This is a genomic window from Priestia sp. MDV22-iso46 (assembly GCF_058629175.1).
In genome coordinates, this window is sequence record NZ_JBZVWT010000001.1 from 126978 (window position 1) to 139762 (window position 12785).

General features: G+C 38.2%; 14 protein-coding genes. 8 read left to right on the forward strand and 6 right to left on the reverse strand.

Features of this window, described 5'->3' with window-relative positions; all coding sequences use genetic code 11:
- Positions 1-23: 23 nt before the first annotated feature.
- Positions 24-1412 carry a DUF2254 domain-containing protein gene (locus AC4NPH_RS00665; RefSeq protein ID WP_308334226.1) on the reverse strand — a complete coding sequence of 463 codons (1389 nt, stop codon included), beginning with the start codon at positions 1410-1412 and terminating at the stop codon, positions 24-26.
- 104 nt (positions 1413-1516) lie between these two features.
- Here AC4NPH_RS00665 and AC4NPH_RS00670 point away from each other — a divergent pair, with 104 nt between their 5' ends.
- A complete protein-coding gene (locus AC4NPH_RS00670; RefSeq protein ID WP_013057523.1) occupies positions 1517-1963 on the forward strand; it encodes a DUF4385 domain-containing protein in 447 nt (148 codons plus the stop codon).
- Here the strand turns inward: AC4NPH_RS00670 and AC4NPH_RS00675 are convergent, their stop codons facing one another.
- Positions 1964-3277 carry a hemolysin family protein gene (locus AC4NPH_RS00675; protein WP_013057522.1) on the reverse strand — a complete coding sequence of 438 codons (1314 nt, stop codon included), beginning with the start codon at positions 3275-3277 and terminating at the stop codon, positions 1964-1966.
- Positions 3278-3546: 269 nt separating this feature from the next.
- Here AC4NPH_RS00675 and AC4NPH_RS00680 point away from each other — a divergent pair, with 269 nt between their 5' ends.
- Complete coding sequence (locus AC4NPH_RS00680; RefSeq protein WP_013057521.1) at positions 3547-5580, forward strand: Na+/H+ antiporter; 2034 nt, start codon at positions 3547-3549, stop codon at positions 5578-5580.
- Between the two features lie 60 nt (positions 5581-5640).
- Here the strand turns inward: AC4NPH_RS00680 and AC4NPH_RS00685 are convergent, their stop codons facing one another.
- Positions 5641-6177: a histidine phosphatase family protein gene (locus AC4NPH_RS00685; RefSeq protein ID WP_013057520.1), complete on the reverse strand. Its 537-nt coding sequence runs from the start codon at positions 6175-6177 to the stop codon at positions 5641-5643.
- 263 nt (positions 6178-6440) lie between these two features.
- Here AC4NPH_RS00685 and AC4NPH_RS00690 point away from each other — a divergent pair, with 263 nt between their 5' ends.
- Complete coding sequence (locus tag AC4NPH_RS00690; protein ID WP_098315032.1) at positions 6441-7322, forward strand: M23 family metallopeptidase; 882 nt, start codon at positions 6441-6443, stop codon at positions 7320-7322.
- A 30-nt stretch (positions 7323-7352) separates the two neighbouring features.
- On the opposite strand, the gene AC4NPH_RS00695 is transcribed toward AC4NPH_RS00690, so the two are convergent.
- Positions 7353-7811, reverse strand: coding sequence for a hypothetical protein (locus tag AC4NPH_RS00695; RefSeq protein WP_013057518.1), 459 nt, complete (start codon positions 7809-7811; stop codon positions 7353-7355).
- Positions 7812-8023: 212 nt separating this feature from the next.
- On the opposite strand from AC4NPH_RS00695, the gene AC4NPH_RS00700 reads away from it, so the two are divergent.
- The 4 genes from AC4NPH_RS00700 to AC4NPH_RS00715 all read left to right on the forward strand — a co-directional run bounded on the left by AC4NPH_RS00700 (position 8024) and on the right by AC4NPH_RS00715 (position 10946).
- Positions 8024-8656: a GntR family transcriptional regulator gene (locus AC4NPH_RS00700; RefSeq protein WP_279824275.1), complete on the forward strand. Its 633-nt coding sequence runs from the start codon at positions 8024-8026 to the stop codon at positions 8654-8656.
- A 78-nt stretch (positions 8657-8734) separates the two neighbouring features.
- Complete coding sequence (locus AC4NPH_RS00705) at positions 8735-9766, forward strand: zinc-dependent alcohol dehydrogenase (RefSeq protein WP_098546737.1); 1032 nt, start codon at positions 8735-8737, stop codon at positions 9764-9766.
- Entirely contained in the window at positions 9763-10524 is a 762-nt protein-coding gene (locus tag AC4NPH_RS00710; protein ID WP_013057515.1) for a glucose 1-dehydrogenase, read from the forward strand. The genes AC4NPH_RS00705 and AC4NPH_RS00710 overlap by 4 nt, the downstream gene beginning before the upstream one ends.
- Before the next feature lie 62 nt (positions 10525-10586).
- Entirely contained in the window at positions 10587-10946 is a 360-nt protein-coding gene (locus AC4NPH_RS00715; protein WP_057273390.1) for a hypothetical protein, read from the forward strand.
- Between the two features lie 44 nt (positions 10947-10990).
- On the opposite strand, the gene AC4NPH_RS00720 is transcribed toward AC4NPH_RS00715, so the two are convergent.
- Complete coding sequence (locus AC4NPH_RS00720; protein ID WP_013057513.1) at positions 10991-11221, reverse strand: hypothetical protein; 231 nt, start codon at positions 11219-11221, stop codon at positions 10991-10993.
- Between the two features lie 264 nt (positions 11222-11485).
- On the opposite strand from AC4NPH_RS00720, the gene AC4NPH_RS00725 reads away from it, so the two are divergent.
- Entirely contained in the window at positions 11486-11998 is a 513-nt protein-coding gene (locus AC4NPH_RS00725; protein WP_098196637.1) for a P-loop NTPase family protein, read from the forward strand.
- A 78-nt stretch (positions 11999-12076) separates the two neighbouring features.
- On the opposite strand, the gene AC4NPH_RS00730 is transcribed toward AC4NPH_RS00725, so the two are convergent.
- Positions 12077-12748 carry a glyoxalase gene (locus AC4NPH_RS00730; RefSeq protein ID WP_098196636.1) on the reverse strand — a complete coding sequence of 224 codons (672 nt, stop codon included), beginning with the start codon at positions 12746-12748 and terminating at the stop codon, positions 12077-12079.
- Between the last annotated feature and the right edge of the window lie 37 nt (positions 12749-12785).

The window sequence follows — 12785 nt, forward strand, 5'->3', positions numbered from 1 at the left end:
AACTGAGCGGCGTTTTTTGGTTTTTATTCTATCAACATAGAAGCGCCTTTTTTTTCACAAGCTTTTGCAAGGTTTTTGAGCAGCTGATTAAGAAGCTCTTTGTCCATTTTAAGCCACTCTTCTTTTTGCAGCCCTTCTACGATATAGGAAGAAAAAACCCAGACGTCGTTTTTGATGGCAGAGCGATTTGTTTCAGCGATTACGGTTAATGCCTTAATGACAGCAGACATCACGGAAACATCTTCTTTTCCATAATGGCGAATTTGATAGAACGCTTTGTACAAATAATCCATAAAAGAAGGTTTTTCTAGCATCACTCGAATGCGTCCTGCTTCATCGCAATAATAAGGAGAAGAAGAATAGCTTTTTCCGAGTTTGATAAACACTTGCGTGAGCTGTTCAATGCAGTTAATAGCTGTTTCAGGATCATTAATAGCTGGTGAAATAGCTCTTAATGCAATTTCACTTAGCTTTTGAATACCTAATTTTACGTCTTGAATCGATTCTTGATCATTTGTAATAAACAAGCAATGAAGAAATTTTTCATGTTCTAACGTTTGGTTATGATTGATCACCGTTAACAGCGGCGTGTCTGCTTCTACATATTCACCGGGTGCTTTTTCGAGTTTAACAATGACATTTAGTTTGGATGCTAGTGTTGTTAAATGCTTTAGTTCGATATATTGAATATATCCTTGTTTGATACTTTTAATTTGAATCGTTTTTTTACTCCCAAAATCAAGATGTATTTCATTCTTTGATTCAGGGGTCTTTTGTTGTTCTAGCCGTCTCTCTTCAATAGTGATCATCGTTTTTTTTGCAATGTTTGAAATTAAATTTCCGACTTTAATCCAGTTGATGACGTGGTGAATCAAAAACACAAACATCCCTAAGCAAATGAATGCTACCACGATGGCTAATGAAGGAACAATAAAGGTATTACTGACTTGGTTGCTGCGAACTTGAATGAGCACTACAAGCACGTATACGTATCCACCGATAAAAGTGCCAAGCACGCGCTGAGTTTTGGCATCTGTATTAAAATTTTGAATCGTTCTAGGAGAAAACTGACCTACAAACGTAGTCAGTACCACTAAAACAGAAGAAAAGGTAATCGTCGTCATCGTTAATAAGGAATTTGATACTGAACTCAAAATAGTATGAGCAAGCTCTTTATCCGTTAGAAACACGGAAGGAACTAATTTTAACCATTGTTTATGAGCTGTTAAATATCGATCTAAAAATGTACTAATAGTGGCTAAAACAAAAGCAACAATTCCATATAAAGAAGGAGTGATCCAAAAATTAGCTTTTATTCGGTTTTGCTGTAGCTTTATTGACATAACGAAATCTCCCGTATCATGATTTAATAAGTTCGGCCTTCTTTTAGCATGGAGAAAAAAGTTAGTCATACTTATCCACCTATTATTACCCGCATCTGCATGTGAAAAACTTCTTTAAGAAAAGTTTTATCATTCATTTGTAAGGGGTAGAGATCAAAAAGGAGGGGAGAGCCGTGGCATTTGATTATTCACTTGACTTTGAGCATATCGATTTTAGAAAACATCCTGAAAAGTATAGAGTAGGAAAAGGAGAACAAGGAGTTCTCCTTGTTGAGCCATACAAAAGTGAAATTCTTCCTCATTGGCGTTTTCGAACACCTGAAATTGCTGAGGAATCCGCGGACGCCATTTATCAGCTTTTTTTAACCTACAAAGAAAAAAGCGATTTTGTTGGAATGGACATGGCCCGGAAATTTCTCCAAATGGGATACACGCGATCCAGGCGCTACGCGAACTACAAAGGCGGAAAGAAATACAGCAAAGACGGAGAGCGTAATGAACGGCAAATTGATGAACAAAAAGCAGAATCGGCGGCTATTTTTATGAAAAAATGGAAGGAGGTACGAGAGAATAAAGAGTACTTGACATTTAAAAAAGAGCATCAAAAAAAGTACGGATAATCAGCTGTTATCCGTACTTTTTTCCTTTGTTATTTCGATTCGTTTAATATGGTGATGTTCAATATCAATGACTTTAAATGAAAAACTTTCGTTTGTGATGCTGTCACCTTTAGCAAGATCAAACTTTTCGGTCAGCATCCAGCCGCCAATGGTATCAACGTCTTCTTGTTCAATATTTGTTCCGAGTAAATCGTTTACTTCTTCAATCAACACCTTCGCATCAAGTACGTAGTGATTTTCATTAATTTTGTGTACGTCCGGTATTTCATCATCATCAAATTCATCACGAATTTCACCAACAATTTCTTCTAAAATGTCTTCTACCGTTACAAGCCCTGTTGTTCCTCCGTACTCGTCTATTAAGATGGCCATGTGAATTCTGTCTTTTTGAATTTTAAGCAATAAGTCGTAAATGGCGATGGAATCAATGACTTGAATGATGGGTTTCATATACGTTTGCACGGTACGTGGTTTAATATCATCTTCTTTTATGTAATCCGCTAATATTTCTTTAATATTAACTAATCCCACCACTTGATCTTTGTTTCCATCTACAACTACTGGATAGCGAGTATATTGCTCTACTCTAGCCATTTTTAAGAATTCTTCTATCGTTTCCTCTGCTGATACGCTAACAATTTCCGTACGAGGCACCATGATTTCTTTAGCCGTACGATTATCAAATTCAAAAATATTATTCATGAACTTAAATTCCGATTGATTAATTTCACCGCTCTCATAGCTTTCAGATAAAATAATTCTAAGCTCTTCTTCACTATGAGCTACTTCATTTTCAGAAGCTGGCTTCAGGCCGAATAATCCCACAACGCCTCTTGCTGAGTGGTTTAAAAGCCAAATAAACGGATAAAGTAACTTAGAAAAAAGAATAAGAGGACGGGAAAATAACAGCGTCACTTGTTCGGCTTTTTGAATCGCCACTGTTTTGGGCGCAAGTTCTCCAGCTACCACATTTAAAAATGTGACAATCGAAAAAGCAAGAACAAAAGATATAACATGCGAAAGTGATGTAGCAAAAGGAAGCATGTCAATAAGCGGCTCTAATAAATGACCTACCGTAGGTTCACCTATCCAGCCTAGACCCAGTGCGGTAACCGTAATGCCCAGCTGTGTGGCTGAAAGATAACCATCTAAATTTGATACTACTTTTTTTGCTGCTAAAGCGTTCCGGTTTCCTTCTTCAATTAACTGGTCGATTCTAGTCGACCGTACCCTAATGACGGCAAATTCCGTTGCAACAAAAAAGGCTGTTAATATGATTAATACGATGAATAAAATGACATTTACTGTTTCCAAATTTATCTCCTTACCCCGTTGAAACGGATAAGGGAACACCTCCCTTATAAAAGTTTGATGAGCTGATTTATATGGTAAATAAAGAATATCATGTATACTGTTCCCTTAATGTCCGTAGAAATAAACTTACCGAAAAGAAAGAGCACTTTTTAATAACCCGCAACATTTTTTGGCAGAAAAAGCGTAAACTAAACACTATAAAATGAATGAAAAGAGATAACGTGATACCTTTAAAAGGATGTAAATAGAAGTAGGAGTCGATTGTTTTTATGGAATTTTTTCTGACGATATTAGTCTTATTGGCTTTGATTGGTCTATCTAATATCATTAATCATTTTGTACCATTTATTCCTGTTCCATTAGTTCAAATAGCTTTGGGAGCAGGGCTTGCTATCTTGCCATTTGGCGGAGATGTACATTTAGAGCCTGAGTTATTTTTTATTTTATTTATTGCCCCGCTATTATTTAATGATGGGAAAAACGTGTCAAGAGCTGCTCTTTGGAAGCTTCGTACACCTATTTTATTACTAGCGCTGGGACTGGTTTTTGTAACGGTGGCAGTAGGGGGATATCTAATCAATTGGCTCATCCCTTCCATTCCGTTACCGGCGGCATTTGCACTAGCCGCTATTTTGTCCCCAACAGATGTAGTGGCTGTGGGAGCTATGGCGAGCCGAGTAAAGCTGCCTAAGCGAATTATGCATTTGCTTGAAGGCGAAGGGCTGATGAATGATGCCTCTGGTCTTGTAGCGTTTCAAGTAGCAGTAGCTGCTACCGTGACGGGCGTCTTTTCGATAGTAGATGCTACATTTCAGTTCCTTTTGGTAGCGCTGGGCGGTTTGTTTGTAGGAACATTTATCGCTTTTCTGATTATCAGACTGCGTGTACTTGTTCGACGTTTAGGAATGGAAGATATTACGATTCATATGTTAATACAAATTCTAACTCCATTTGTTATCTTCTACATTGCTGAACATTTTCATTTATCAGGAATCTTGGCAGTTGTAGCAGGCGGCATTGTGCATGCGATTGAGCGCGACCGAGAGGAATCACCTAACCAGCAGCTTAAAGTAGTATCAAAAAGTACTTGGACGGTTATTTTATATTTGTTAAATGGCTTGGTGTTTGTACTGCTTGGTCTGCAAATACCTAAAGTGGCGAAAGCAATTATTCAAGATCCAAACTTTAATAATGGACAAGTGCTTTTTTATATTTTGATTATTACTGTCTTTTTGCTTGTACTACGATTTATTTGGGTGATGGTGTCATGGTCAGTAGGCTGGTATTACAAAAATAACAAGCATCTAAAACCTGAGCCTCGGTCTATTGGCATCATTACGGTTTCAGGTGTACGAGGAGCTGTTACGTTAGCCGGAGCGTTTTCGATTCCATATACGCTTGATAACGGCAGTGATTTTCCGGAACGCTCTCTGATTATTTTTCTAGCAGCAGGCGTTATATTGTTAACCTTAGTTGCGGCAAGTATTCTTTTACCTGTTATTGCGAAAACAGAAAAGGCGCCGAAGAAGCCTGAGCGCAATACAAAAGAGGTTAAAGCACGCATTAAAGTGCACAAAGCTGCTATTCAACGGTTAAAAAGAGAAATGACCGAGGAAAATCGTGGAGCAGCCCTTTCGTTAATTTCAACGTATAATACAACGATTAATAACATCATCGTTAAAACTCATCCTTTAGAAGTCTCTGAAAACAAACAGTATGAAGAAGAAATTCGATTGCTGGCTCTTCAGGCCAAGGGGAAATTGGTGGAAAAGCTATTAAAAGAGGAAAAAATAGACCGTGAGACAGCGTATATTTGTTTGGAACATACACACAAGCTTGAAATGGCTGTAACCAATCGTGTAAGGTACAAATTATTGGTGAGCTGGATGAGGTTTAAAAAAGTTTTATTATTACTAGTCCGAATTTTTTCACCGAATAAGCAGGCGTTAAGAAAACAAAGCTTGCGAAGAAGAAGCAAAGTGAACAAAGTACGTATTCAAATGATTGAAGAAGCCATAAAGGTCATTAAAGAAAATATGAACGAAGAAAATCGAATGATTTCACTTGCTATTATTAGTGAATACCATAGATCCATGGCAAGACTTAGAAAAGAGAGTACGGAGTACAATTCACGCAAACGTAAAAAAGCAACGAGAGATTTATGTTATAAAGCGTTTCATACCGAGCGGGAAACGGTGCAAGAACTTTATGAAAAAGGAGAAATTACGCGTGAAATCGCTCATAATATCCGAAAAGATATCGCTTTGCGTGAAGCATTAACAATTGAAGAAAATGGTTATTAAAAAGTCGCAGGGACTGATCTCTGCGACTTTTTTAGGAATGTTTTTCCAGTAAGCTTCATTCTATTGCTTTTCAAAAAGATAAAGCTTTCCGTTAACAGCAATATCAAACCGAGGCCCTTTAAAACCGCGTTTTATAAGTTCTTTACGCATAAACTTCATAATGCCTCCGTGGCTGACAATCAGCAAATCGTCTTCTGACTCGGAAATGGCGCGATCTAGCACTGCTGCTACTTTTCTCTTAGTCTCGGCCATATCTTTACGAGCTTGTTTGTTGATAAGTCCGGATATGCGAAACAGTAAGGCCCAGAGGATAAAAGGAAGTTTAAATTTTAATGGAATAATAGGCATAGGTATTTCTCTAAGTTCCGGAAGAAGAGTGATCTCTTGTTTATAAATATGCTTTGCCGTTTTGTGTGCTCGCGGCATATCGCTTGAAAAACAGCGTTTCCATTCGATATTATTCAAATCAGTCTCTCCATACGTAATATCTGATTCATCATATTCCTGAAACCAAGCCACTAGTTCATTGGTGGATAAGCGGTGGTTTTCTGGAAGCCCTTTGTTTACTTTGTAATGACGTACTAATGCTACTTTCATTGTGAAATCTCCTTAAAATCTAAGCGCCAAAAACACTTACTCGGCGCAGCTTGATTTTCTTATTTAACGTTATTTTCATCATGCTGCACCTCCTTTCAAATATTTGTAAAATAAGTATAAAATGGATTGAGAAAATTGTAAATACGGCATAGAAGAATATTTTGAGATAGAATAACTGGAAAATGAAACCTTTTCACAACGTAAAACGTATTACTTATAGATAATTCGAATAAATTGAAATACATATAAAAGGGTGGATTACAATGATGGATACAGAGAGAAAAGTGAACATCAGAGAAGAGTTTGGAACTTTATTTGCACAAGGGGATTTTAAGGAGCTTTATGATTGTGTAAGCGAAGAATTTAAACGTCAAGTTTCGCTTCAGCAATTTTTGGAGCAGAGCAAATTGTTTAATCAAGGAGAACAGTTCTACAGACTAGAAACAAATCTCTATTTAACTCCTCACATTGAGCAGTTTATTTGGTTAAATTCCACGCAGACAAAAGCCATCAGCGTTATGTTTGATGAACATAACATTATACAAGCACTTGTGATTGCTCCTATAGAATCATTTTCAGAGAGAGATCGATGGAGTACAAACAAATATACGATGCCGATTCAAAGTGAATGGTTTGTCTATTGGGGAGGAAAGCATGAGGTGTTGAACTATCACCATCCAGTCGAAAACGAAAGGTATGCGTATGATTTAGTCGTGCGAAAAGGAAAGCAAAGCTATAAAAATGATGGAATGAAAAACGAAGATTACTATGCCTATGGAAAAAAAGTTGTAGCTCCGCTAAAAGGAGTCGTCGTTTCAGCAGTTGATGGACAAGGAGATAATGAAATTGGGCACACGAATAAAAAAAGTCCTTTTGGAAATCACGTTATCATTGAGCATGAAGGAAAAGAATACAGTGTGATTGCACATTTGAAGAAAGGGTCGGTTTCTGTGAAAAATGGAGACGTGGTTCGTAAAGGAACGCTGCTCGGAAGGTGTGGAAATTCCGGGAATTCGTCAGAGCCACACATTCATTTTCACGTCATGGATGCTTCTGACATCGAAACTTCAAAAAGTTTGCGAATTCAGTTTCATACGGCTGTTGAACCGATTCGCGGAGATACGGTTATTCCATTTTTCTATTGATTAAAAAGCCATAGCGTTTGCTGTGGCTTTTTATGCAGGGCTTTCCTCAAATATAAAGTCAAGCAGCCGTTGAAACAAGTAAAGGATAATGGCTACGGTTGTCATGACAAGGAAAAGCCCAAAATGACTGATATCATACAGATTATAAAGCCCAATTTTAGCGAGAAAAGGAACAATAACATAACCATGAATCAAATCCAAAATAATGTTAACAATTATGTACAAGATAAACCCGGGATATGTAAGGTAAAAGACAAAGATCGTAATCACAATATGAAGGCAATAAATCGTTGCTCCCATGCTAGTAAGAAAAAATACGTTTTCTTGAACCGTCCACCAGTGCATTTTTTCCGCTACTTGATAGGCGATTGTCATCATTAATGCAGCAAATAACCCTACAGTAAAAAATCGTTTAACACGCTGTTTATCAAGCAGCAGCAGTAGAAACCATGGAATAACAAGAATCCCCCATAATATAATTTGATTCATTCATCGTCCCACCTTTTATTTATCAGTAGTTCTTAGTGTAAGAAAGAATTGTAAAAATATACATTCGCGTAAAGGAAACGTTTACAATAAGGATTCTTACCTATATACTAGTTCTTGAATACTTGTATACAAGTTGGCTAAGGAAGTGATGACACATTAAAAAGGTAACCTACCCGGAAATATGGCTTCGCGGAGCCTCGCTGGGAGAACAAGTGGTAAGCAAATTAAGAATTCAAATTATGAGCGGCGAGCTGAAGAAAGGAACCATACTATCGGAAAATCAGCTATCGGCAGAGTTTGGAATGAGCCGATCTCCTATAAGAGAAGCGCTGCGAATCCTTTCAAACGAAGGGCTCATCGACTTACAGCGAATGGGAGCAGTAGTTATTGGTTTAACAGCTAGAGATTTATACGAGCTGTACGATGTTCGTTTGCTTTTAGAACATTTTGTCTTAGAACGTTTATCTGAGGTCAATCATGATTCGCTTATTAAGAAGCTGGAGCAAAGCATTGATCAAATGAACATGGCAGCTAAATACGATGACTATGTAGAATTTGCTTATCAAGATTTGCGGTTTCATGAGCTCGTGATTATCGAAGCAGATCACAAGCGGATATTAAAATTGTGGGAAAGCATTCGTGAAATCATTTTAGCGGCTCTTTTAATTACTACTGAAAAAAGATTTCGAGATGACAAAAAAGCCGTGATGCCGCTGATTGAACAGCATCATGAAATGATTAAGGCATTAAAGTCTCAAAATATAGAACGTATTCAAGATGAAGTGAAGCGTCACTTTGAAGACACGCGAAATACGATAACAGCTTCACTTTTGAATGAAGCATAAAAAAGGGATAAAAGCTCCAAATGATTTTGGAGATTTTTATCTTCAAATTGTCGACAAGTATACAAAGGGGATGGAGAAATGAAAGCAGGTGTCTACGTTTCAGAAACAAAAGCCGTTATGCAGCAAAAAGCGAAACCGGTCATAAAAGAAGGAGAAGCGCTTGTAAAGGTATCTCATGCTGGAATTTGCGGAACGGATATGATGATTTATTTTGGAAAACACCCTAGAGCACAAGCGCCACTTATTATGGGACATGAATTCAGCGGAGTTATAGAAGAGATCCGAGGGGAAACGGAATTTTCTTTAGGTGACCGCGTAGCAGTTGAGCCTACGCTTAGCTGCAGAACTTGCGAAGCCTGTGTAAGAGGACAGTTTCACGTTTGTAAGAAGTTAAGACTAATCGGCATTGATCAAGATGGAGGGTTCGCGCAGTACGTGGCTGTTCCAGTGAACCGTCTTCACCTATTGCCAGAGAATCTGTCCAGCGCACACGCAGCTCTTGCAGAACCTGTAGCCGTTGCCGTACATACAGTGCGACGCTCGCGGTTGAAAGTAGGAGACCAAGCTGTCATTTTAGGAGCAGGACCTATTGGACTGCTGATCGGGATGATTGCGAAACGAGCAGGAGCAAAAAAAGTAATGATCTCAGATATTAGTTCTTACCGCTTAACTAAAGCAAAAGAACTTGGCTTTATACCAATTGATGCAATGAAAAAAGACGTCGTAAAAGAAGTGCGTTTGCTTACGAATGACGTCGGTGCAGACGTTGTATTTGAAGTAGCTGGAAATCAAATTACAGCAAAACAAATGGTTGAAACAAGCCGTATTCAGGGAGAGATTGTGGTGGTGAGCGTATACAAAAAAGCTCCAGAAGTAGATTTAGCAGCGATGCACTTTAAAGAAATTTCATTAACTACAACGAGATGTTATACAAAGGAAGATTTTCAGACGGCTATTGATTTACTGGCAAGCGGTGAAATAGCAGCAGATTCTTTAATTTCTCATAAGCTGCCGCTTGAAGATATTCAAGCGGGGTTTGAGTTTATGCAGCGGCCTGGTGAATCACTTAAGGTTTTATTTGTACCAAACGGAGAGGAGAATGAACAATGACAGTAGATTTATTTTCTTTAGATGGTAAAGTAGCAGCGATTACGGGGGCAACAAGAGGAATTGGAAGGTCAATGGCGATTGCTTTGGCAGAAGCAGGTTCGGATATCGCTCTGCTGCAGCGATCAAAGGAGTTTCTTGGAGTAAAAGAAGAAATTGAACGTCTCGGAAGAAAATGTTTTATTGTTAATTGTGATCTAGAAAATGCTTCTGAAGTAAGCGAAGCGATCTCATCGGTTGTTGCTTATTTTGGCAAGCTCGATATTTTGGTGAACAATGCGGGCATTCAAAGACGTTCACCCGCTGTAGACTTTGCAGAAGAAGATTGGGATGCTGTTATGAATGTTAATTTAAAAACCGTATGGTTGTTATGTCAGCAGGCGGGCCGACAAATGCTTAAACAAGGAAGCGGAAAAATCATTAATATGGCATCTTTGCTTTCTTACCAAGGAGGTATTACCGTTCCGGCCTATGCTGCAGCAAAAGGAGGAGTTGCTCAGCTTACAAAGGCTTTATCTAATGAATGGGCAGCAAAAGGCGTAAATGTTAATGGAATTGTACCAGGGTATATTGCTACTGATATGAATGAAGCGCTTATTAACGATGAAACGCGCAGCAGACAAATCATTGAACGTATTCCCGCAGGCAGATGGGGGCAAGCAAATGATTTTAAAGGAGCGGTTGTCTTTTTAGCATCTGATGCATCTGCTTATATTCATGGGCACTTACTTGCTGTAGACGGAGGCTGGCTAGGAAGATAACGCATGAATGAACGAATTTTTTCATATCATGAACAAACTTAATTAAAAGGAGCGTTCGTGGTATGAAAAGGTGGATGTTAAATGTGGGTATTGTTGTCACAGTGCTTATAACTGCTTGGGCGGTGTATACAAAGCCTGAAGAGAAAGAAGTTTCGCTATTTTCTTACGATCAGCCTTCTATAGTTGTTCAAAAAGAAAGCACAGACTTTGAAAAAGCGTTAAAAGCTTTTTTGACGCAGCATGGCTTTCAAGAAGTTAGGGTGCTGAACAACTATGCGGAAGCTCAAGTTCTGGTTCTTCTGCCCCGCGAACACCTTTCTTCCCATAAGAAAAGAGAAATTCAGCAGATGGTAAATCAACTTGCCAAACAGTATCACGTTAATCCTAATGTAGTTAATGTTCAGTTATATGAAAAAAAGTAAAAAGCCTTTTAGAAAGGGGAATCCCCCTCGATAAAAGGCTTTTATTACTCTTTTTTCTTCTCTTGTTCAGCGAGCTCTTCTTGTCTTTTAAAATGTGATTTTCCTAACGCATACACAAAACTAAAAAACAAAGGAAGTAAAATAGTCAGCAGCACAAGGCGGGTAAGCATATCGCCCAAATCATTTCTCGTTAAGTAAATATTAATAGCTGCAATGACAATATAAATAAAAATACCGAGGTTTCGTAAAAATCTCTTTAGCATAGATGCATTCATTTTTTTTCACCTTACTTTTATATACTCACATTTAAGGTAAAGGAAACGATTCATAAAAGCAACCTATTTACTACAAAGCAAGAAGGAATATAGGAATTTATAATGAATATTTATAGGTTGCCTGAAAATCATGGGAATAAAAATCCTAACATGCAACCGTTTTATAAAGCTGCCCGCTCCGAGTACACTGAGTGCACTGAGTCAGCTATAAACAGCTGCCTTCTCTTCAATCAGCTTTATTTCTTAAAAAGGTAAGGTGATGAGATGAAAAGAGTACTGGTAATGGGCGTTTCTCCAGGAGTAGGAAAGTCTACATTTGCCAAGAAATTAGGGGAAAAGCTTGATCTAGAAGTATATCATTTAGACAGTCTGTATTGGCAGCCTGGCTGGACGGAAAGAGACAATGATAGCTTTAGAGAATTGCAGGAGCACATTGTAAAAAAAGACAGCTGGATTATCGACGGGAACTACAGCAATTCGTATGACCTGCGAGTGAAGCGTGCAGATACCATTATTTATTTAGAGCTGCCGCTAATCGTTTGTGTGTACCGAGTAATAAAGCGGAGAATCGTATATGCAAGAAAAACGCGTGAAGATATGGCAAAAGGATGTCCTGAAAAAGTAGATTGGTCATTTTTTACGTTTATTCTTACTACGTATCGAGAGCGGCAAAAAAAGATGAGAAACCGGTTTGAAAAGCTTAAAAATGATGAGGATTGCAAGGTTTTTATGCTGATGAACAGAAAGGACATCGAGAACTATATACAAAACCTATAGGGGGAGTATGAGGTGAATTTTGAACAAAAATAGCCACGTAAGAAGTTCGCTTGTTACGTGGCTTTATTAAAAAAACAATCATTCTTGCGTAATATTCAACATTCCTTTTTCATCGAGCGCAACTGTTAGAGAATGATTGACCTTTGCCATTAATGGATGAACTTCAGAGTCGCGGTTCGAAAAAAACCACCGCCTTTTAGGCGTACCTACAAGAAAAAACGCACTGCCGCTTCCTAAAAAATTAAAGGTCTCGTTTAATAGCCTGTTGTTGCGCACGGTGATACCGGAGTTAATAAGCTGTGTCCCTACAAAGTGGACATGAGGAGTTGTCAAGTTGATTTCTCCTATGCTTAAAAGCGACTTAGAAGAAAAGGGGTCCTTGGATGGCGGGCAGTCCGAATGTCTTGAAATGTATTCAACAATATTATGAGCAGGGTCTTCAAAATAAAACGAATGAGCATCAAATGCCTCAAAATAAATCTCATCTTTCTTCTCTTCTGTATTGAGGAAGACTCTCTGAGTAGCCCATTGCTTTGCTTCCATAAAGCGGTTTGCTGGAATATTAAAAGCAAAATGGTAAAAGGGCTTCGTATGTAGAGAACTTTCTTTAAAGGTTAGCTCACTTTCACCAACCTTGATGGAAAAAGAACGCGGTGAAGCGGCGGTTAATGGAAAATCGAGAGAATTTACATAAAAATCCTTCATTGTGTCCAATAAGTGGGTGTACAGGACAGCTTGATTAATAATCATAAACCATTCCTCCTCGTTTAAGCGTTGTCTAAAATGG

What these genes read in the sequence shown, in the direction of transcription:
- AC4NPH_RS00720 (WP_013057513.1), bottom strand. Translation starts at nt 11,221, where the DNA reads ATGAATGCATCTATGCTAAAGAGATTTTTACGAAACCTCGGTATTTTT.
- AC4NPH_RS00710 (WP_013057515.1), top strand. Translation starts at nt 9,763, where the DNA reads ATGACAGTAGATTTATTTTCTTTAGATGGTAAAGTAGCAGCGATTACG.
- AC4NPH_RS00665 (WP_308334226.1), bottom strand. Translation starts at nt 1,412, where the DNA reads ATGACTAACTTTTTTCTCCATGCTAAAAGAAGGCCGAACTTATTAAAT.
- AC4NPH_RS00695 (WP_013057518.1), bottom strand. Translation starts at nt 7,811, where the DNA reads ATGAATCAAATTATATTATGGGGGATTCTTGTTATTCCATGGTTTCTA.
- AC4NPH_RS00730 (WP_098196636.1), bottom strand. Translation starts at nt 12,748, where the DNA reads ATGATTATTAATCAAGCTGTCCTGTACACCCACTTATTGGACACAATG.
- AC4NPH_RS00680 (WP_013057521.1), top strand. Translation starts at nt 3,547, where the DNA reads ATGGAATTTTTTCTGACGATATTAGTCTTATTGGCTTTGATTGGTCTA.
- AC4NPH_RS00725 (WP_098196637.1), top strand. Translation starts at nt 11,486, where the DNA reads ATGAAAAGAGTACTGGTAATGGGCGTTTCTCCAGGAGTAGGAAAGTCT.
- AC4NPH_RS00705 (WP_098546737.1), top strand. Translation starts at nt 8,735, where the DNA reads ATGAAAGCAGGTGTCTACGTTTCAGAAACAAAAGCCGTTATGCAGCAA.
- AC4NPH_RS00690 (WP_098315032.1), top strand. Translation starts at nt 6,441, where the DNA reads ATGATGGATACAGAGAGAAAAGTGAACATCAGAGAAGAGTTTGGAACT.
- AC4NPH_RS00715 (WP_057273390.1), top strand. Translation starts at nt 10,587, where the DNA reads ATGAAAAGGTGGATGTTAAATGTGGGTATTGTTGTCACAGTGCTTATA.
- AC4NPH_RS00685 (WP_013057520.1), bottom strand. Translation starts at nt 6,177, where the DNA reads ATGAAAGTAGCATTAGTACGTCATTACAAAGTAAACAAAGGGCTTCCA.